The following is a 20,226-nucleotide window of genomic DNA, read 5'->3' as shown; positions in this document are numbered from 1 at the left end:
ATAAAAAGGATGAATTTTAGTAAAAAATTAAACGCTTAGGGTAATCTTAGGCGCCGTAAGGCCTAAGCTGGACAATTGTACTGGAAAAACCCGGGTAACGCTTTGCATCACCCAAGTTATTATTTTTTAGGACAACAATTATTCGGAGAGATCGCGCGCATAGATGTCATCAAAACGTTTAATATCATCCTCCCCCAAATATGCACCACTTTGGACCTCAATAACATACAGTGGTTCATTACCCGGATTACTTAAACGATGAAGCGTATTTTGCGCTATATAAGTCGATTGATTTACTGATAAATAAATCGTTTGCGAGTCATTGATTACTTCTGCTTTTCCGGAAACAACAACCCAATGTTCCGCACGATGCTGATGCATTTGCAAAGATAAACGAGCGCCAGGTTTTACCATCAGTCGTTTTACTTTAAAAGAAGCGCCTTCAGCCAAAATTTCATAATATCCCCAAGGACGAGATACACGCTGGTGATCTTGAGTTAATTGATGGTGATCTTTACTTAAAGAAGTTACTAAATCTTTAACTTGCTGTGAATATTGCTTATCAGCGACCAAAACAGCATCTTGCGTAGCAACAATAATTTGATCTTGCACGCCAATAGCAGTGACGAGAATATCTGTACTATGAATCAGGCAATTCGTGCTCTTTTGTGCAATCACTTTACCAGTAACAGTATTTCCATCTTGATCGGCTGTATTAGCATCTGCCACCGCAGACCAACACCCCAAATCACTCCATTGCATGGACACAGGAATAACAGCTGCTTTATTCGTTTTTTCCATAATCGCATAATCAATGGATTCCGCCTCGCAACGAGAAAACGATTCTAAATCGAGACGTAAAAAATCATGATGATTCTTTGCTTTTAATACGGCTTGTTGACTAAAATAATGAATATCGGGGTGGTATTCTGCTAACTCCTCTAGATATACATCCGCACGACAAACAAACATGCCGCTATTCCAAAAATAATTTCCATCGGCAATAAATTCTTTTGCCAGCTCAAGTTCCGGTTTTTCTCTGAAACTTAAAACTTTTTGTACCTTATCCGCGATCGGCAACCCTGCCTCAATATAGCCATAACCCGTTTTAGGACTATCTGGCTGAATACCAAAAGTAACCAACGCGTGGTGTTCTGCAGCAAACTGTGCTCCTGTTAACATCGCTTCTTGCCATGCTTGATCATCAGCGATCCAGTGATCTGAAGGAAGTACCAACATTATCGCATCAGGGCCAGCGATTTGGGATAAATAATGAGCAGCACAGGCAATTGCCGGGGCAGTATTTCGTGCACAAGGCTCCAGCAAATAAGTCATTGACTGTGTAAAATGATTTAATTGATCCTGGCAAAGAAAATAATGAGCATCATTACTTACAATAAGGGAATGAGTACTTATTAAGCTCTGTGCCCTTTTTACAGTTTGTTGCAGAAGGGATAACTCACCGTTTAAGGCCAGAAATTGTTTTGGATAATTTTTACGAGATAAAGGCCATAAACGAGTTCCAGAACCTCCTGCAAGAATAACGGGATAAAGAGTAGTCGTCATAAAGTTCCATGTTATGGCATAATCAGTGCATTCTAACAGCATTTTTAAGCTAAAAAAAGGTAACTTTTCAATCAAACTTGGAACACTTCAATCTTCCACATAAAATAAGTAATTCTATGGAGACATATCTATTATGAAAAAAAATGCAGTAGTTCTATTATCTGGCGGGTTAGATTCAACAACTTGCCTGGCTTTAGCTGCATCAAAAGGTTTTTCCTGTTATGCGATGAGTTTTTCTTACGGGCAAAGACACTCTGCTGAATTGCTCGCCGCCCAACGTATCGCGCAACATTTTAATGTAGTAAAACATCAGATTGTCACCTTAGATACAGAATTATTCCGTAATTCAGCTTTGACCGATTCTACTTTGGAAGTACCGGCTTTTCAGGGTGGCGCTGATATTCCAGTTACCTATGTCCCTGCGCGTAATACCATTTTCCTGGCCATGGCCTTGGGTTTTGCAGAATCAATTGGGGCGAGAGATATCTTTATTGGAGCAAGTTCTGTTGACTATTCCCATTATCCAGATTGCCGCCCGGAATTTATTGAGGCATTTCAAACTTTAGCCAATTTAGCTACCAAAGCAGGAGTAACAGGTGAGCGATTTACGATTCATGCGCCATTACAACATTTAAGCAAGGTACAAACCATTCAGCTTGGAGTAGGTCTGGGTGTAGACTACAGCTTAACCATTTCGTGCTATCAGGCCAATGATGCTGGCGAAGCATGCGGCCAATGCGATAGTTGTACGTTTAGACGACGCGGCTTTATTGGAGCAGGGGTTGATGATCCTACGCTGTATCGCTCTTCCGAGCCTAAATAACCATTGCAATTAAGGGAAATCGATTCGTTTGGCAGGTTTTCGAAGATTAAATACCCAACTGAACAATATTTAACCTTAAGGATTTATTAATAATAAACATGTTCATTTATTATACTGTTAACACAAAAAAAGCAAATTACTTTACACTTTTGTTACAACAATCTGAGCATTTTTGATTCACATATTGCAAAATCATTGCTATTATTCGCCCTGATTTATAACCTTGGAGTAACATATGACATTTAAAGAATTTATTCAGGGCGTTGGTTATTTACCAGCTAATGCTTTTACTGGTCTGGTTAAATTAGTATTGGGCTCTACAGAAAAAGTTGAGCACGTTAACGAGCAGAGCGGTAAAGTTGAGTTTGTAGAAGACAAAGTAAATCCTGGTTTATTAGGTTTGGCAGTTGATGGCATTAAGTTTGTTGGCCGTTCAATCGCTGATTTCTTGTCTGAACATAAAAAGGCAATTGCTACTGCTGCATGGCTTTCTTTAGTTACCGCTGGTGCTGTTGCATTGACCTTATTCTTGTGGCCTGCTGCTTTAACTGCAGTTGCTTCGTTCTCAATCTACGGTGTTTCTATTGCAGGTATCGCTGGCGCTAATGCTCTTGCACAAATCGGTCTTGCATCTGTATTAGCTGCTGCTGCTGTTTCTGCTGTTACCTACGTAGGTGCTGGTTTTGGTAATTTCGTTAAATGGTTGGCTGATTGCTGCAAAGGTCTTAAAAGCAAAGCTCCTGAAGGAAATCCCGCTTTTGAAGATGACGATGAAGAAAAAGAAGAAGAGCAAAAAGACCTCAAGACTACAGAAGATCGCGGTGTTACACACGATCATACTTCATCTAGCGAAGTAGAGTTTGATTTCGACGCGGAACAGACCCAAGGAAACCTTTATGCTCGTAAAGACTTACGTTCTAAAGGATCTCAAGAACGTGATACAGCTACAATTCATCATTTCGATGTAGATCATCATGCTTCTCCGTTCCAAACTACTGTAGTTGAGAGAAGAAGAAGCGCTGAAGAAGAGACTGTGGTTCTAGATAAATCTGTTAAACTTGGCAGCAGTAATTAAACTCTGCTTGAGTAAAGTAAAAATTTAAGACGCGGCCCAGGCCGCGTTTTTCATTTCTCATGTTAATGAATTTCTTTATAAGGCAGATAAAGAAATCCAACCCACCCTAAAATTTAGAAATAGTTCCCTAAACTAATTATCATTCCCTAGACTCCATCACTCAAAACTCGCATACCTACAGCATTTATTATTCATATGCGTTATAATCAGTCATTTTCAGATAAGCAGGTATCTAATTGATGGCAAAACAACGTAAAATGCTGGTTACCAGCGCCTTGCCTTATGCAAATGGACATTTACATCTTGGACATTTAGTAGAGCATATTCAAACAGATATTTGGGTGCGCACTCATAAGATGTCTGGGGTCAATTGCATCAGTATCTGTGGTGATGATGCACATGGCACCCCGATTATGTTGAAAGCAGAACAAATGGGGATTACTCCAGAAGCGTTAACTGCGCAAATTAAGCTAAGCCATGAACGTGACTTCAAGGCTTTTGCGATTGCTTATGATTGTTATCATACTACCCACTCCCCAGAAAACCAGGCTCTGGCTGCGGCGATTTATGAAGCCTTACAGGAAAACGGTTCGATTATTAAACGCACCATACGTCAGGCTTATGATCCGGTAAAACAAATGTTTTTACCCGATCGCTATGTTAAGGGAACATGCCCCAAATGCGGTGCCAAAGATCAATATGGCGATAACTGCGAAGTTTGTGGCGCAACCTACTCGCCAACGGATCTACTCGATGCGGTATCTGCTATTTCTGGAGCCAAACCCATAGAAAAAGATTCGGAGCATTACTTCTTTGACTTACCTCGTTATGAACATCTATTAAAGGAATGGACTCGAAGCGGCCATCTGCAAGCTGAAGTAGCCAACAAACTAGATGAATGGTTTGCTGCCGGTTTAAAGCAATGGGATATTTCACGTGATGCACCCTATTTCGGATTTCCAATTCCTGGAACCACCGATAAGTATTTTTATGTCTGGCTTGATGCGCCCATTGGGTACATGGCCAGTTTTAAAAAATACTGTGATGAGCATGGAGCCTCTTTTGCGGAATTTTGGGAAAAGGACTCTACCACCGAGTTGTATCATTTCGTTGGCAAAGACATCGTTTATTTTCATGCTCTATTTTGGCCGGCCATGCTTGCTGCCAGTGGCCATCGCATGCCTACAGCAGTCTATACCCATGGCTTTTTGACTGTTGATGGCCAAAAAATGTCAAAATCGCGCGGAACTTTTCTTGAAGCACGTACCTATCTGGAGCATTTGCATCCGGAATACCTACGGTATTACTTTGCAGCCAAACTGAATGGTCGTGTTGATGATCTCGATTTAAACTTTGAGGATTTCATCAATAGAATCAATGCAGATCTTGTCGGCAAAGTAGTCAATATTGCCAGTCGTTGCGCCGGTTTTATCAATAAACGCTTTGCGAATCAATTAAGTAGCAGCTTAAGTGATCCACAATTGTATGCAGAACTGCTTGAACTGCGCACCGAAGTCATTGAATCCTTTATTGCTCGCGATTATGCACGTGCTATTCGCCACATTATGGATTGTGCCGATAAAGTGAATCAATACATCGATACCCATAAACCCTGGGTATTGGCAAAGGAAGAAGAACGGTTACCTGAAGTCCAAGCCATCTGCACCATGGGGATTAATTTATTCCGGATCTTAATCACCTACTTAAAACCCGTATTGCCCTTAATGGCAGAAGCCGCGGAAGAGTTTTTAAATTGTGCCCCCCTGACTTGGGAATCAATTGATAATCCTTTATTAGATCATTGCCTCAACCCCTTCAAACCCTTAATGGTTCGTGTTGAAAGAGATAAAATACAAGCCATGCTGGAGCAATCCAAACAGGTGAACAATGGCCTCAGTTAAAGAAATTGACGCACTTTTGCCACAAACCCAATGTGGCGAGTGCGATTATCCTGGCTGCTTGCCCTATGCCGAAGCCCTGGCTCAAGGGACAGATACCATTAATAAATGCCCTCCTGGTGGAGTTGACACAGTCAAAGCACTCGGTGCTTTGCTGAATGTTGATCCTACTCCTTATTTGGAAGAAGCGGTTACAAATACCCGGGCGCCATCGGTTGCGGTCATTCGTGAAGCAGAATGTATCGGTTGTACTAAATGCATCAAAGCATGTCCGGTCGATGCAATTATTGGCAGTGGCAAATTAATGCATGCGGTAATCAACCATGAATGTACAGGCTGTGGATTATGTGTAGCCCCATGTCCCGTAGATTGTATTGAGATGGTTAATTTACCTAATGTAAACTACGATAAGGACTTGGCACGTAAACGTTATAATGCCAAACAAACACGTTTGTTACGTGAAGAACATAAACAGCAGCAAGCATATCGAGAAAAGCGACAGCTTGCATTAAAAGCGGATAAAACCCAAGACATGCAAGCCAAGCAGGACTATATTCAACAAGCGCTGGCACGTGTGAAAGCGAAAAGGAACCATGAATAAACAACAACGCCATGAAATTTTTGTGCGTTTTCATGAACAAAATCCACATCCAACTACGGAGTTGGCTTATCACTCTCCTTTTGAATTATTAATTGCTGTCATTCTCTCAGCACAAGCAACCGATGTTGGAGTGAATAAGGCAACAGCCAAATTATTTCCAGTAGCAAACACCCCCCAAGGCATTCTTGACTTAGGACTGGATAAGCTTAAAGAGCATATAAAATCTATAGGCCTTTATAACAGCAAAGCACAAAATATTATGAAAACCTGTGACCTACTGATCAAACATTATGATGGTGAAGTCCCCAATAAACGTGAGGAATTGGAGTCTTTGCCTGGAGTAGGTCGCAAAACGGCTAATGTGATCCTTAATACAGCATTTGGTGAGTCCACTGTAGCTGTAGACACCCACATATTTCGGGTAGCTAATCGTACGGGTCTTGCCAAAGGCAAAACACCTTTAGAGGTTGAAAAGAAGCTCCTAAACAACATCGAACCCCAATTTTTAAAGGACGCTCATCATTGGCTTGTTCTGCATGGACGTTATGTATGTACCGCACGACGTCCTCAATGTAAAAGCTGCATCATTCAGGATCTTTGTGAATACCCTGATAAGAATTTGTCCTAAGAAATAGATTTCGGTAAGCCTGCAACAATCAATTTATTAGTGATGACATCGGGATAGTTGAACTGAAAGAATATAAATAAGCCACATTGTCTTCTGTAAGATAAAAGGTTTAATAGAATCGTAGCAAGATGCAATATTCCTGCACTTCATGAGAAAAAGACTGGCATTTCCGAAATTTTACTCATACAATAAAATTTCGTTGTTGCAGGGAGGGCAATACTATGAACTGGTGGACTTCAGTAGTTGATGGAACCAAGTCAGTTGGTGATGGGGCAACATGGGTTTGGAATAACGCCATAAAGCAAACCGTAGGTTATGCTGCAAATACTGCATTTTATGTAGCCGAACAAGTCTTAGCCTTGCGCGAGGCAATTCCTGCAGTGGTCACTCCCCCCGTCATGAAAATCGTCAAGGGCGGAGGGAATATACTCGTGCATGATGTCCTGCCTGTGGTGGGGGCACACTATGCAAATAATAGCATTCAAAATTATTTACGCCCAGAAGACCCAACGGGAATGTTGGCATCTTATATGGTTGCACCTACTTTAACTTTAATAAATTATGCGGTATGGGGATTTACTTATAGACAAGCATCAAAAGTAGTTGTCCATACTTTAGCTCTTGATGCATTAGGTTCATCTGCTTTTAACGAGCATAAAGGAAAACTCAATCCAGCACCACCAACACTCTGTAGCGAAAAAGAGGAAGATTGTAACTTCAAACGCAAATTTAAAGGTTCACTACGCGAACCTATTGTATTGGCTGTTAATGATCTTGTGCTTCTGGGGATTAGTAAATTTGTTCCCTATGGAGAGCAAGTTGCATGGATATTAGGTATCTTTTTTTATGGTGAATACATCACACGCATGGCAACACCAGAACGCTGTGAGCGACATAAGGCGATGAAATCTGAATCCATACTGTCATTAGGGTTAGCTTATACAGGAACCTCGGCTTTGATGGATTATGCACTTGAGTCTACCGTAGGTATGCCTCCATATCTTTACCTCAGGACATTGCGCCATTTATTACTCTTAGCACATATTAATGTGGCATCGCATATGACTTTGCCTTTGGTACGTTCAACAAAAGATACAATTCCGATTGATCCTTTAGTAATTTATGATCGTACCAAGCGATTCGCAGTTGATGTTCTATTTGCAGGATTGATGCAACGAATACCTATTGATTTTAAACCGCCTCCAGGCGCCAAACCCTTTATTCCTTTATCAACCGTTTTCAAATTCCTAACCAAGGTACTTGAAAGTGATTTAGAGCAAGTTAAACCTGCGCCACCTGGATTTTTTAAGAAAACAACAAATTATCTCCTACCCAGTATGTTTCATGGCCCCAAAAATGCAGTCAATGATCCCGTGATCAAGGAATTTTGGCCTGATATACGCAGTGATTTACTCTATATTATAGAAATCGTGGAAGCTACAAAACCGGTTAAATCGTTAACTACAGCACCCACAGCAATCGCGTCTACCGTTAAATATACACTCCCAGTCGTATTAAACTACCGCTTTGGTTTACCTATAAAACTGTCTGAGTTCTTATTATCTTTGAGTAAAAAAGAAGATTTTTGGGATTTTGTTACCGCACTAAAATTATGGCTTGAACGCAATAATGTATCTTATGCGGTAAATTTGGCAAAAGGAACTCGCAGTGCAGGCTTACATGAATCGAACAGGATTATTGAGCTTCCAGAAGAGCCTAAAACCCAAGTTGTACCTTCAGCAAATGAATTAAAAACACCAAGAACGCCAACAGTGACTGAGGCCAGGCAATTAATTCCCTCAAAAACTTTGACCGGAGTAACCGCAAATAGTTTATTTTCTACCAAACAGCGATCTAGGCCGATGAGCAATCAGCCACCACAAAGAGCGGATCTCCCTTCGTCATCCCAAGATGAACTTTCTGCAGCGGTTGTACACAATTAACAACTTGAGGAGTCGAAAGAATGCCTGTAGCGATTTGGATTCTTTCGATCACCTTGGTGGGAATTGCTTTTCGCCGAATGACCCCAGTCTTTATTCCAATCTGGCTTATTACAACTGCGGGCGCTACTGCTGCACTATTATTGAACCAAATCTCCCCCCTGCACGCCATTGCAGCAATTGAACCAGACGTGATGCTTTATTTGTTTGGCGTTCTTCTCATCGCACAAGCAGCAGAAGACAGTGGCTATCTGGAACAATTAACTGATAAATTGTTCTATCATGCACATACAGGAAAACAAGCCTTATTCATAATTCTATTTGTTCTTGGATTAAGTTCTTCCTTGTTGATGAATGATACCATTGCAATCATAGGCACACCCATTATCATCCAATTGTGCCAATCCCATAAAAAGCTAATCAAACCCTTGCTTTTTTGCATTGGCATTTTCTATCACCATCGGCAGTACACTAAGTCCAATTGGCAATCCGCAAAATTTATTAATTGCGGTAAAAGGTGAGATGCCATCACCTTTTTTCCAATTTGTTAAACTACTGGCGCTCCCCACATTAATAAATCTTGGAGTTACTTATTTATTCATCTGCTTTTTTTATGGAACTATCTTAGACGAGCCCATTGAGAAACCAATTCCTTCTCCTGTCAGTGACTCTCATACCGTCATGCTGGTCAAACTGAGCTTAATCATTTTATTGTTATTAATAATTGTTAAAATCATGTTGGATTGCTTACAATCATCCATCCACTTAAATTTCAGTCATATGGCAATTGTCTCATCCTTGCCACTTTTACTGAGTTCATATCGAAAAAAATTCATCACCCGCCTGGACTGGGGTTCTTTGGCTTTTTTTGCAAGTACTTTTGTATTAATGCAAAGTGTTTGGGATAGTGGATTTTTTCAAACCAGCATCAATCATTTTCATCTTACGATTACCCAGATTCCAGTTATTTTGATTATCAGCATCATTCTTAGTCAATTTATATCGAATGTACCTATGGTCGCTTTATATTTACCGCTTCTTATGCAACATCCAGTTTCTGACACCAGTTTATTAGCTTTAGCAGCAGGAAGTACGATTGCGGGTAATTTATCAATTTTGGGGGCAGCGAGTAACATCATCATTATTCAAAATTGCGAAAAACGAGGCATAAGAGGTTTTGATTTTCTTGAATTTATAAAAAAAGGGGCTCCTCTTACTCTCGCTAATATTTTGATTTATGCCTATTTTCTTTAAAACAAGGTACGGCTCCCTCAATAGCATCAACTTAAGCGTATAGCCAGGATGGAGTAATGTGGAATCCGCGTTTCTTGGCAAAGAGCTCCCGGGTTATGAGTTATGTCTACGTCTGGGCGAACATCGTCAGCCTAAACGAAGTGAGGGATCTCAACTAGATGGTCCGACATTATGATAATACCCAATTAGAGATCCTTGGTCATAAGCTCCTCAGGCTGACGTCGTTGTCTGCGTAGAGCCCCCCTGTTCTCACTTCGTTCCACCGCGCTACAAACGTTCGCCAAGTTGGATTGCACAACTACTTGCCATATTAAATACAATGGTGTTATATTTGCGCGCGAATTAGTTTATTACAAAGCAAATTTCAATAAAAACCAAGGCAAAGTTATGGAAATCCTAAACAAATGAATCAATCATTGCCTTCCCAGCGCTCTCGCTGTTTCTTACTTCTGACTGTAAGTGTTATTACCTCTCTTATCCTATTAATCAATGTATCGTTTAAAATCGTTCTCATCGATGGATTAATATTCTCTGTGAACTGCTTAATCGCTCCATTAATAGCCGGTTTATATTTATTAGCATTAAGAAATTGTACGATTAAAGAACATAGACATTTGCTAAATATTTCGTTAATGACTTTATATGTTTTTTGCATAGGGGTTTATGTACTGATACATTTACCCGCAGCTGAATACATGCATGACAACCCCGTTTATCAAATTATTTTTGAAGACCTCCCCAGGAAATTCTTTGCAACTACCATTTCATTTGCTCTTAGTTTCTACCTACCGCATCTTTTGTTTTATCCTAAGTCCAGTAAAATGTTACCTTCCCCAAAACAATGTATGCTCCTTGCGGTATTAGGCGGTATTAGTTTTTTTGGACTCGATTTCTTCCTCTTGTTTTCAGGAGTTCATCTTCAAAGTTTCAAACAAATTTTTATTGACTCCTTCATGATTGCCTCACTCATACTGCTTCTAATTGGTTTGTTTTATCTAACTTTTTTGCTCAAATATCAGAGTTCTTTTTTCAATCCAGAACATGGCAGAGAAGGATTACCCTTATATCATTACTTTATTTGTGTTGCGATCGTCATCATGCTTATTTGCCTGGCTTGTGAATATAGAATCGTAACTATTATCAATAAATATATGGTTTTATCAGCCAGCTCTATATTTTTTCCCTTTACTCTGATGATTAGCACAATCCTCGGTGAACTTTGGGGCTATCGAGTTAACCTAAAATTATGCCTGATACTCATTGCAACCCAATTTACATTTGACGTTTTGCTTATAGGACTCGTTGCTTTGCCATCTCCAACGTTCTTTAATTTGAATCCTTTTTACAATTACATCATGCTAAAAAGACTGCCTACGGCTTCGGTAGCGTTGTTTGTTGCCTTTATTAGTAATGCCTTGCTGCTCCACTATTTAAAATGCTGCAAGTGGAATTTGCATCGTCCATTACGTATCTTGATTGCTAATTTTTGTTCGAATTCTTTATTATGCTTAATTGACTACAGCTTATTATTCGGTGGCATTTATCCTTATGATCAAGTTATTGATTTGGTAGTTAATGTTTGGCATTACAAATTATTAATGACGCTAATTCTCCTACCTTTTATTCTATGGTTTTGTACTCATATGGAGAAAAATAAAGCGTTGACTCTGCAGTATGACTGATGGGCTAAATGTGCCTGGGAAAATCCAACATACAACCCTGATTCCGCTGCGTTTCATCCTGGCTACAAAGAACTTTCCGGGCAGATCTTCTCTATCCCATGGACAAGCCGTGGGATAGAGATGGACTAGTTGTTCAGCGATGCATTGAGGATTCAGAAAGAACGTACCAAGCAAAAGTTTTCAGGTCATTCCTTTTTCAAGGGCCTTTTCCAGCCATAGACTGTTTTTTGTTTTGATTCAGTTAGCGTTAACTCACCGGGAGGAACATTCTTCCGGATGGTACTACCTGCACCTATCGTTGCATTTGCACCTATTATCACTGGAGCAACCAACTGGGTATCTGAACCAATAAAAACTCCATCTTCAATAACGGTTTTGTGTTTGTTAACCCCATCGTAATTGCACGTAATCGTACCTGCTCCTACATTAACTTTTTTCCCCAGGCTGACATCCCCCAAATAACTTAAATGACTTGCTTTGGCTCCTTCATCAAATACAGCTTTTTTGGTTTCCACAAAATTACCTATTTTGCAGTTTGCAGCTAATTCAGTGCCGGCTCTTAAACGGGCAAAAGGACCAATGGCACAATCATTTGCTATGTTACAACCTTCCAATACGCTATTAGCATAAATTTCACAGCCAGCACCCAAGCTCACATCAGTAAGGATGCAATTAGGTCCAATAGAGCAACCATCGCCAATAACCACTTTACCTTTGAACACACAATTGACATCTATGTATACATCTTTGCCACAGACTAACTCACCACGGAGATCAAAGCGATGTGCATCAGCAAGGGTTACTCCTTGCAGCAACAATTGTTCAGCGTGTCTTAGTTGCCAGATTCGCTCTAATTGTTGGAGTTGCAGGCGGTTATTTACACCCTGGATTTCTGCGCTATCTTTTACACTCAGTGTTCGAATTGGGGTTTGACTGGCAACAGCTAAAGCAATGATTTCTGTTAAATAGTATTCAGATTGAGCGTTATCATTATTCAACATGGGCAACCATCTTCCTAAATCATCAGACATTGCACAACAAATACCTGAATAAATTTCTTTTATATTCTTTTCTTGCTCATTTGCATCTTTTTCTTCTACAATGATGGAAACTTCACCTTGGTTGTCTCTAATAATACGCCCAAGTCCGCTAGGATCTTCGAGATGAGCAACCAATAGTGTCAAAACGGATTTATAAGAATTTGCTGAAGTGTTGCACTCAATTAAAGTTCGCAGCGTGCTTGCTTGAATAAGCGGTACATCAGCAGATAAAACAAGAACTTGTGTTTGTGGTGGAATAAAAGGTAATGCCTGCATAACAGCATGACCTGTACCTAATTGTTCTGCCTGATATACCCAATGCACAGGTAAGTCAGGGAGTGAGTTCTTAAGTTGTTCACCACCATGACCATATATAACATGGATTACATCAGGATTTAGTTGCTGTGCTGTTTCCACTACCCGAGTCAACATAGGCTTCCCAGCAATTTGGTGAAGTACTTTAGGAGTACTGGAATACATTCGTTTACCCTGGCCTGCAGCTAAAATAATAATTTGTAAGTTCATGTAGTTATGAGTTCCTAAGTTAAAAACAATAACAGGTTTGCAATGAGATAATCTGCTTAATATAAAAATTAGTAAATGATAACTAAATTAAAGTTCAAGGAGTAGAGCAATGACTATTTTTCTAATGGTTCTGAAAAAATTAATCAAAGAACAATTGAGCCCTCTCAGTGCAAGCTTAGATAGTAAATCTAAAACTTATGGACATAATAAAATACTATCCAAAGAACAAAAAGACCTTATAGATGAATTATCAGATAAAGTAGTCCAATATTTAAGCAGCGGCACAGATGAAGAAAATGTTAAAGAGATTACTCAATTGATTACAGATTATCGTTCAAGTGTCCAAATAAAAAGAGAATCGCATGGAGAACCCAAAGATAAAGGCGAAACCATCGGGTGCCTCAATGACCTGGTTTTTCATATCAGCGGCTTTCATGACAAATTGAAAGCGTTCAAAGAGTCAGGTCCATATGATTTTAATTTAATTGATAAAGAATTTAAGAATAATCCTGAACATATTGTTTATTATCATGCTGTTTATTATTTCGGTGAAGAAATATTTTGCCCCAAATCAGGTATTGATGTGAAACTCCGAGCGGAAAAAGAAAAAAAATTGGGCGACAGACTTCAGTCCTTATTTGAATTAATTAAACCTTCTCATAACCTCGAAGAACAAAAAAAACGAACCCTTCAGGTTTTAGGCGACTTGGCAGAAGACAATAAAAGAACGTTAAAAAAAGATAAAAGCTCTTATACACTGCCTTACTTCTCATTCTATGGAGTAGCACTAACATTACCAACAGATTGGTTTTCTCCCAGCGAAGGGCGTTTAGGCGAACAATTGAATTTGGCCATTAGAAAAATTAATGAGATAACTCTCGAGAAATTTGAAGCATCACCTGAAAATTCAGTTTCAAAACAAAAAGAGCTAAATTAATATTTGTGCTGCACTAGATGATACCAATTGCCATGAGTATAACCCGGGAAACCATACCTGGGTTTTACAGGCATAGCCCTTAAGTTGCTGACAATTATATTATAAAGTCTGCCTCTAAATTTAAATGCCTATCATAGACGAAGAAAAAACATGAACGCTTGCCTATGAAGTCAATTCACCACATAGATCTGTTTCCATCAACTTCTTTATTTCTACAATTTCTAATCGTTTACTCAGCAAATACAATAATTTGCAATGTGCTGCCTCAGGAGTCATATCATGACCACTAACTAACCCCGCATTTTTTAAGGAATGTCCTGTAGCATATTGACTCATTTCTACTCCACCTTGTTGGCATTGAGTACAATTAATAATGATCACTCCTCGCGCACAAGCATCTTGGAGCAATTTTAAAAAACGAGGATCGTTATTTTGAGCGTTACCCGCACCATAGGTTTCCAAAATCAAACCGCATAGGGGCTGATTTAAAATATAAGCCAAAACATCGGTGGCAAATCCCGGGAATAATCTGAAGTTAGCTATAAATTGGGGTTCAATCGTTTGTAAATGAAATGACTGCTGCGGTTTTTTGAGCAAAAGGTTTTTATGTACCTTGATATCTATTCCTATAGCCGCTAGATGAGGATAATTCGGTGAATCAAACGCTTTAAATCCCTGTGAACTAATTTTTTGGGTTCGATTCCCACGTAATAAATGCTGATTAAAGTAAATGCATACTTCATGTATGGGTTGATTGGCACAAAGCCATAATGAAGTAACCACATTATCTATTGCGTCATTACGAACTTCTGATAAAGGAATTTGGGATCCTGTGATAATCACTGGTTTACTTAAATTCTCCAACATAAAAGATAAAGCTGATGCAGTATAAGCCATGGTATCCGTACCGTGGAATACGACAAAACCATCAAAATGCGCATAATCATCGGCAATATCTCGGGCAATTCGATTCCAGTCATGCACCGTCATATTGGATGAATCAAGCAAAGGATGATATTCCTTTATCGAATACTCAGGCATGTCTTGATGCATCAACAAAGGAATTTGTTGCAATGCAGCTTCCACATATCCCGGAGCAGGCTCATATCCATTTTTTGTTTTAATGCTGCTAATCGTGCCGCCCGTATTAATAATTAAGATTCTCTTTTTCATATGATTGTAAATTGAAATACTTGTTCCAATTATATAACTAAAAAATTGCAAATAGTGTATAATTTTTATTAAATGCGATATGGTGCCAGGTATCCGGGTTAATCTGATCTCAAATTTCTCTGGTTGCTTCGCTGTGCTTTCTTAAGTTAAGGATCTTGACATTCCGTCAGTTGAGAATTTTTGTCATTCCTAAGCGCGCAGGTAGGATTCTATTTCGACTTAGAGCACTAAGCCAATCTAAAAATGGATCTTTGCCTTCGCGGAGATGACCAAGATTACAGCTTAAATCGATCAGCTTAATGGCAATAGCGCCAATATTCAGAAATAGAACATGATAGTTTTTATTGAGTAGTTACCTTTTTTCAATAATAATTACAGATTTAATTGCCAAGGTCTTGCAGTTTATGGAAAAATCGAGCTATTAGCGGTTTAATCTAAACAGTGACATCATGGTGATTGATCGTGCCGGTTATCGGTTGAATGTAGGTATTATCCTTGTCAACGCACAGAATAGGGTTTTTTGGGGTAGAAGAACTGGTCATGATGCTTGGCAATTTCCGCAAGGCGGCTTGGCCGCAGGCGAAACATCATTAGAAGCAATGTTCCGGGAATTGCATGAGGAAGTAGGTTTGGATAAGGAAGATGTTGAAGTCATTGGCTCGACCAAGCGTTGGCTTAAGTACAGACTTCCAAAACAATATCTACGTCATGGCAGCGAGCCTTTAGTAATAGGGCAAAAACAGAAATGGTACTTGTTAAAGCTCATTGCCAGTGAGCAAAAAGTCAAACTGGATCTCAGTGACTCACCAGAATTTGACAGCTGGCGTTGGGTTGATTTTCACGAGCCAGAAGGACAGGTTATCTTTTTTAAACGCCAAGTTTACATGCAAGCGTTAAAAGAGCTTGAACCTTTATTAAAAAAGAATCGCCGTACACCTTACGGCATGAAACGAAAGAAAGGCCATAGGTCACGCGAGATATAATGATCTTACAATTCCGATGACCATTTACAAAAAGAGGTAATCATAGGCATAGATGCTCAAAGTACTTAAGCGGATAGTTCAAGAAGTCACTGCTGCCAAGCAGCTCTCAGAGGCCCTTGGCATTTTGGTGCAACAAATTAATAAAGCCATTAATGTAGAGGCCGCTTCCGTTTACCTCATCGATACCAAACATGCCGAATACGTTCTTATTGCAACCGAAGGTTTAAACAAGCAAGCTCAATTCCGAGTTCGCATTGCATTTGATAGTGGCCTGGTAGGTCTTGTCGGACGACGCGAAGAACCGATTAATCTCGAAGATGCACCCTCTCATCCTGATTTCTATCATAATACCTTATTGGGAGAAGAACACCTTAAGGCATTTTTAGGCGTGCCGATTATTCAACATAGAAAGCTCTATGGTGTGCTCATTGTTCAACAAACAGAACAACGTTACTTCGATGATACGGAAGAATCTTTTTTAATTACCCTGGCAGCCCAACTTGGTGGAATTATCGCTCATGCCGAAGCAACAGGCGAATTGGCTGAGTTAACTCAACCCAAGCCTATGGGGGTTACTAAAAAAGTCGACTTAAGCCCTGCAGCACTGGCAGGAATTGGTTCTGTTCCAGGTATCGGGATAGGTACTGCAGTGGTTGTATACCCACAAGCAGATATCGATGCAGTTCCACAAAATCCTGTCGAGACTTTGGATGAGGAAATTAATGCGTTTTATGAAGCACTGGAATCCACTAGAGAGGACATGCATCGCTTAAGCAAACGCATGAAATCCGTTGTTGCAGAAGATGAGCATGCTCTATTCGATGTCTACTTGCGTATTCTTGATAAAGACAGCTTGGGCATTGAAGTAGAACATGTGATTCGTAGCGAGAAAATTGGGGCTCAGGCAGCCTTGGCGACTGTGATTAAAAAGCACATCGCCCAATTTGAAAGCATGGAAGATTCATACCTTCGTGAACGGGCTAGTGATTTTCGTGATTTGGGACGGCGCGTTTTAGCCGCATTACAATGGTCACAACAAGAAGAAATTGTTTACCCCAAAAGAACGGTCCTGGTCGGAGAGGAAGTAACCGCCGCAGCATTAGCAGAAGTCCCTGAAGGATATCTGGCGGGAGTGGTATCGGCCAAGGGCTCTAATAACTCTCATGTCGCTATTTTAGCCCGCGCGCTTGGCATACCCACAGTGATGGGTGTTCGTGGTTTAAAATTAGATTTGATCTCTCGCCGTGCCATTGTTGTTGATGGATATTATGGACAAGTTTATATTTCACCATCGAAATCAGTGCTCGCAGAATTCAAACTCCTCGAGCAAGAAGAGCAGGCATTAACTCAGAGCCTGGTAAGTTTACGAGATAAACCTGCAGAAACGATTGATAACTATAAAGTATCGTTGCAAGTAAACACGGGTTTAGCCATGGACGCCGGTTTATCCATGAGTGTCGGCGCAGAAGGAGTTGGTCTATATCGTTCAGAAGTTCCGTTTATGAGCCGCGATCATTTCCCTTCAGAAGATGAGCAAACTATTATTTATCGACAAACCCTGAAAGCTTTTGCCCCCCGTCCGGTGACCATGCGGACGCTGGATATTGGCGGTGATAAAGTATTGCCCTACTTTCCTGTGGCAGAAGATAACCCCTACTTAGGATGGCGAGGGATTCGCGTCACTCTGGATCATCCTGATGTCTTCTTGATGCAAATTCGTGCGATGATGCGTGCGAGTGAAGAGTTAAATAATTTGCGTATCATGCTACCTATGGTCACTAATTTAAGTGAAGTTGAGGAAGCTTCTTATCTTATTGATCAAGCATTTACTGAATTATTAGAAGAAGGGTGTGTCATTGAAAAGCCCAAATTAGGCGTCATGATCGAAGTCCCTGCTGCCGCCTATTTAGCGCGCGAAATTGCCAAGAGAGTTGATTTTATCTCCGTGGGCAGTAATGACTTGACGCAATATTTTCTGGCTGTAGATAGAAACAATGCCCGAGTTGCAGGCCTTTATGACTCGATGCATCCAGCCATGCTGCGTGTTTTGCTAAAGGTTGTTGAAGGCGGTCATGCAGCAGGAGTAGAGGTCAGTATTTGTGGCGAAATGGCCAGCGATCCTTTAGCAGTTATTTTGCTAATTGCTATGGGCTTTGATACTTTAAGTATGAACTCTTCGAGCTTACCGCGAGTAAAATGGGTTATTCGTAATTTCGCCATTGCAAATGCCCGTAAGATTCTTGCTGAAGTACTGGAATTTGAACATCCTGCACAAATACGCTTTCATTTACAAAAAGCCCTGGAAGATGAAGGATTGGGTGGTCTCATCAGAGCCGGAAAGTCTTTATGAATAGAAACCTGATTGAACAATATAGCTTGGGTGCACTCTCTTCATTTTTATGTGCATGTAAATAAAAAAGGAACTTAAAAAGATATGTTCACTTTTCCTTATATAAATCCTGTAGCATTCTCAATAGGTCCGTTACAAGTGCATTGGTACGGATTAATGTATTTGATTGGCTTTGTTAGTGGCTGGTTACTTGCTCACTGGCGTGCAAAGCACTATCAACTGGATTGGACCTCGGAACAAATCAGTGATTTGATCTTTTACGCAGCCCTTGGTGTCATTATTGGCGGACGCATCGGCTATATGCTTTTTTATAATTTCACGGAATTGGTACATGATCCATTGGCATTATTTAAAATCTGGCAAGGAGGAATGTCTTTTCATGGTGGCCTGCTGGGTGTTGCGGTTGCACTCTGGTACTTTTCTCGAAAAAGTGGCAAATCATTCCTGGATGTAGGGGATTTTATTGCCCCACTGGTTCCCATAGGTTTAGGCGCTGGGCGAATTGGTAACTTTATTAACGGTGAATTATGGGGACGGGTTACTGACATGCCTTGGGGTATGGTATATAGCCATGTTGATAATCAACCCCGCCATCCTTCGGAGTTATATGAATTTGGCCTGGAAGGCATTGGCTTGTTCCTTCTCGTTTGGATTTATGCGCGTATACCCCGCCCTACGGGCCGAGTATCCGCTGTTTTTTTAATAGGGTACGCGATTTGTCGTATCATTGCTGAGTTTTTCCGACAACCTGATCCACAACTCGGCTATATTGCCTTTGGATGGTTGACTATGGGACAAATCTTATCTATTCCCATGTTATTACTGGGATTTTGGTTATGGTGGGTTAAACGATGAAAACTTATTTAAACTTGTTAGAACATATTTTACAGCACGGCAACCAAAAAGCAGATCGCACCGGCACAGGAACTTTATCGGTTTTTGGTTATCAAATGCGATTTGATTTACGCCAAGGGTTTCCTTTAGTCACTACCAAAAAATTACATATGCGAAGTATTGTGCATGAATTACTCTGGTTTTTAAAAGGAGATACTAACATCTCCTATTTAAATGAAAACGGGGTTACTATTTGGGACGAATGGGCTGATAGCAATGGGGAGTTGGGGCCTATTTATGGCAAGCAGTGGCGAAATTGGCCAATACCCGATGGCCGCACCATTGATCAACTCAGTGACGTCATACAACAAATAAAAACCAATCCTGATTCACGCCGCTTGTTGGTCAGTGCGTGGAACGTTGGGGAACTGGATCAAATGGCTTTAATGCCCTGTCATGCCCTATTCCAATTTTATGTAGCAAATAAAACCCTTTCTTGTCAGTTATATCAACGCTCTGCTGATGTATTTTTGGGTGTACCTTTTAATATTGCATCTTATTCATTGCTCACTCACATGGTTGCTCAGCAATGCAATCTTAATGTAGGTGATTTTATATGGACCGGTGGCGATTGCCATTTGTATCTCAATCATTTGGAACAGGCGCGCACTCAATTAGCCAGGGAGCCATTACCATTGCCCACCCTGAATATCAAACGCAAGCCGCAATCGTTATTTGAATATGTTTATGATGATTTCGAGTTCGTAAATTATCAATCCCATCCTGCAATCAAAGCGCCTATTGCGGTTTAAATGTATTGTAAGCTGAATCAGCGAAGCGGAACCCAGGAAATCTCAGGTTCAGTTAAACCCAGACTTCGCGCTCCGTTCCCACTTCCCTTAAAAAAAACTGTCGTT

General features: G+C 40.3%; 17 protein-coding genes. 14 read left to right on the top strand and 3 right to left on the bottom strand.

The features are described from left to right. Nucleotides 1-138 precede the first annotated feature (138 nt). Nucleotides 139-1,566, bottom strand: coding sequence for a mannose-1-phosphate guanylyltransferase/mannose-6-phosphate isomerase (locus ELY20_RS07205; RefSeq protein WP_110141953.1), 1,428 nt, complete (start codon nucleotides 1,564-1,566; stop codon nucleotides 139-141). 133 nt (nucleotides 1,567-1,699) lie between these two features. Here ELY20_RS07205 and queC point away from each other — a divergent pair, with 133 nt between their 5' ends. From queC to ELY20_RS07165, 9 genes are all read left to right on the top strand, one after another. Further along, nucleotides 1,700-2,389, top strand: coding sequence for a 7-cyano-7-deazaguanine synthase QueC (queC, locus tag ELY20_RS07200; RefSeq protein WP_110141952.1), 690 nt, complete (start codon nucleotides 1,700-1,702; stop codon nucleotides 2,387-2,389). 235 nt (nucleotides 2,390-2,624) lie between these two features. Beyond that, entirely contained in the window at nucleotides 2,625-3,464 is an 840-nt protein-coding gene (locus ELY20_RS07195; protein ID WP_110141951.1) for a hypothetical protein, read from the top strand. A 239-nt stretch (nucleotides 3,465-3,703) separates the two neighbouring features. Continuing rightward, nucleotides 3,704-5,365: a methionine--tRNA ligase gene (gene metG / locus ELY20_RS07190; RefSeq protein ID WP_110141950.1), complete on the top strand. Its 1,662-nt coding sequence runs from the start codon at nucleotides 3,704-3,706 to the stop codon at nucleotides 5,363-5,365. Beyond that, nucleotides 5,352-5,963 carry an RnfABCDGE type electron transport complex subunit B gene (locus tag ELY20_RS07185; protein WP_110141949.1) on the top strand — a complete coding sequence of 204 codons (612 nt, stop codon included), beginning with the start codon at nucleotides 5,352-5,354 and terminating at the stop codon, nucleotides 5,961-5,963. The genes metG and ELY20_RS07185 overlap by 14 nt, the downstream gene beginning before the upstream one ends. Continuing rightward, complete coding sequence (nth, locus tag ELY20_RS07180) at nucleotides 5,956-6,591, top strand: endonuclease III (protein WP_110141948.1); 636 nt, start codon at nucleotides 5,956-5,958, stop codon at nucleotides 6,589-6,591. Before ELY20_RS07185 ends, nth begins: the two co-directional genes overlap by 8 nt. A 221-nt stretch (nucleotides 6,592-6,812) precedes the next feature. Beyond that, a complete protein-coding gene (locus ELY20_RS07175; RefSeq protein WP_110141947.1) occupies nucleotides 6,813-8,534 on the top strand; it encodes a hypothetical protein in 1,722 nt (573 codons plus the stop codon). Between the two features lie 20 nt (nucleotides 8,535-8,554). Then, nucleotides 8,555-9,052 carry an SLC13 family permease gene (locus ELY20_RS16985; protein WP_233590520.1) on the top strand — a complete coding sequence of 166 codons (498 nt, stop codon included), beginning with the start codon at nucleotides 8,555-8,557 and terminating at the stop codon, nucleotides 9,050-9,052. After that, nucleotides 8,973-9,785 carry an SLC13 family permease gene (locus ELY20_RS07170; protein WP_233590519.1) on the top strand — a complete coding sequence of 271 codons (813 nt, stop codon included), beginning with the start codon at nucleotides 8,973-8,975 and terminating at the stop codon, nucleotides 9,783-9,785. Before ELY20_RS16985 ends, ELY20_RS07170 begins: the two co-directional genes overlap by 80 nt. A gap of 404 nt (nucleotides 9,786-10,189) precedes the next feature. After that, nucleotides 10,190-11,467, top strand: a complete 1,278-nt coding sequence (locus ELY20_RS07165; RefSeq protein WP_110141946.1) for a VUT family protein — start codon at nucleotides 10,190-10,192, stop codon at nucleotides 11,465-11,467. A gap of 185 nt (nucleotides 11,468-11,652) precedes the next feature. On the opposite strand, the gene glmU is transcribed toward ELY20_RS07165, so the two are convergent. Then, nucleotides 11,653-13,032, bottom strand: coding sequence for a bifunctional UDP-N-acetylglucosamine diphosphorylase/glucosamine-1-phosphate N-acetyltransferase GlmU (gene glmU, locus ELY20_RS07160; protein ID WP_110141945.1), 1,380 nt, complete (start codon nucleotides 13,030-13,032; stop codon nucleotides 11,653-11,655). A 109-nt stretch (nucleotides 13,033-13,141) separates the two neighbouring features. On the opposite strand from glmU, the gene ELY20_RS07155 reads away from it, so the two are divergent. Further along, nucleotides 13,142-13,969: a hypothetical protein gene (locus ELY20_RS07155; protein WP_110141944.1), complete on the top strand. Its 828-nt coding sequence runs from the start codon at nucleotides 13,142-13,144 to the stop codon at nucleotides 13,967-13,969. 162 nt (nucleotides 13,970-14,131) lie between these two features. Here ELY20_RS07155 and ansA read toward each other — a convergent pair whose 3' ends face one another. After that, the gene (gene ansA, locus ELY20_RS07150) at nucleotides 14,132-15,142 is read right to left on the bottom strand and encodes an asparaginase (RefSeq protein ID WP_110141943.1); all 1,011 of its coding nucleotides are present in this window, start codon (nucleotides 15,140-15,142) and stop codon (nucleotides 14,132-14,134) included. A 449-nt stretch (nucleotides 15,143-15,591) separates the two neighbouring features. On the opposite strand from ansA, the gene ELY20_RS07145 reads away from it, so the two are divergent. The 4 genes from ELY20_RS07145 to thyA all read left to right on the top strand — a co-directional run bounded on the left by ELY20_RS07145 (nucleotide 15,592) and on the right by thyA (nucleotide 20,121). After that, a complete protein-coding gene (locus tag ELY20_RS07145; protein WP_110141942.1) occupies nucleotides 15,592-16,125 on the top strand; it encodes an RNA pyrophosphohydrolase in 534 nt (177 codons plus the stop codon). Between the two features lie 52 nt (nucleotides 16,126-16,177). Continuing rightward, nucleotides 16,178-18,475 (top strand): phosphoenolpyruvate--protein phosphotransferase, encoded by a 2,298-nt coding sequence (gene ptsP, locus ELY20_RS07140; RefSeq protein WP_110141941.1) that lies wholly within the window; start codon nucleotides 16,178-16,180, stop codon nucleotides 18,473-18,475. A gap of 84 nt (nucleotides 18,476-18,559) precedes the next feature. After that, on the top strand, nucleotides 18,560-19,330 hold the full coding sequence (lgt, locus tag ELY20_RS07135) for a prolipoprotein diacylglyceryl transferase (protein ID WP_110141940.1): 771 nt from the start codon (nucleotides 18,560-18,562) through the stop codon (nucleotides 19,328-19,330). Then, nucleotides 19,327-20,121, top strand: coding sequence for a thymidylate synthase (gene thyA, locus ELY20_RS07130; RefSeq protein WP_110141939.1), 795 nt, complete (start codon nucleotides 19,327-19,329; stop codon nucleotides 20,119-20,121). Before lgt ends, thyA begins: the two co-directional genes overlap by 4 nt. The last annotated feature ends 105 nt before the right edge of the window (nucleotides 20,122-20,226 follow it).

The organism is Legionella qingyii, from assembly GCF_003990155.1.
GTDB classification, from domain to species: Bacteria; Pseudomonadota; Gammaproteobacteria; order Legionellales; family Legionellaceae; genus Legionella; species Legionella qingyii.
The sequence above is the reverse complement of the archived record's forward strand: the minus strand, read 5'-3'. Positions and strand labels throughout refer to the sequence as shown.

Excerpts from the sequence above, each read along its gene's own strand:
- ELY20_RS07195 (WP_110141951.1), top strand. The coding sequence starts at position 2,625 with ATGACATTTAAAGAATTTATTCAGGGCGTTGGTTATTTACCAGCTAAT.
- ELY20_RS07165 (WP_110141946.1), top strand. The coding sequence starts at position 10,190 with ATGAATCAATCATTGCCTTCCCAGCGCTCTCGCTGTTTCTTACTTCTG.
- ELY20_RS16985 (WP_233590520.1), top strand. The coding sequence starts at position 8,555 with ATGCCTGTAGCGATTTGGATTCTTTCGATCACCTTGGTGGGAATTGCT.
- queC (WP_110141952.1), top strand. The coding sequence starts at position 1,700 with ATGAAAAAAAATGCAGTAGTTCTATTATCTGGCGGGTTAGATTCAACA.
- ELY20_RS07185 (WP_110141949.1), top strand. The coding sequence starts at position 5,352 with ATGGCCTCAGTTAAAGAAATTGACGCACTTTTGCCACAAACCCAATGT.
- ELY20_RS07155 (WP_110141944.1), top strand. The coding sequence starts at position 13,142 with ATGACTATTTTTCTAATGGTTCTGAAAAAATTAATCAAAGAACAATTG.
- ELY20_RS07145 (WP_110141942.1), top strand. The coding sequence starts at position 15,592 with ATGGTGATTGATCGTGCCGGTTATCGGTTGAATGTAGGTATTATCCTT.
- ansA (WP_110141943.1), bottom strand. The coding sequence starts at position 15,142 with ATGAAAAAGAGAATCTTAATTATTAATACGGGCGGCACGATTAGCAGC.
- metG (WP_110141950.1), top strand. The coding sequence starts at position 3,704 with ATGGCAAAACAACGTAAAATGCTGGTTACCAGCGCCTTGCCTTATGCA.
- nth (WP_110141948.1), top strand. The coding sequence starts at position 5,956 with ATGAATAAACAACAACGCCATGAAATTTTTGTGCGTTTTCATGAACAA.
- ELY20_RS07175 (WP_110141947.1), top strand. The coding sequence starts at position 6,813 with ATGAACTGGTGGACTTCAGTAGTTGATGGAACCAAGTCAGTTGGTGAT.
- thyA (WP_110141939.1), top strand. The coding sequence starts at position 19,327 with ATGAAAACTTATTTAAACTTGTTAGAACATATTTTACAGCACGGCAAC.
- ptsP (WP_110141941.1), top strand. The coding sequence starts at position 16,178 with ATGCTCAAAGTACTTAAGCGGATAGTTCAAGAAGTCACTGCTGCCAAG.
- glmU (WP_110141945.1), bottom strand. The coding sequence starts at position 13,032 with ATGAACTTACAAATTATTATTTTAGCTGCAGGCCAGGGTAAACGAATG.
- ELY20_RS07205 (WP_110141953.1), bottom strand. The coding sequence starts at position 1,566 with ATGACGACTACTCTTTATCCCGTTATTCTTGCAGGAGGTTCTGGAACT.
- lgt (WP_110141940.1), top strand. The coding sequence starts at position 18,560 with ATGTTCACTTTTCCTTATATAAATCCTGTAGCATTCTCAATAGGTCCG.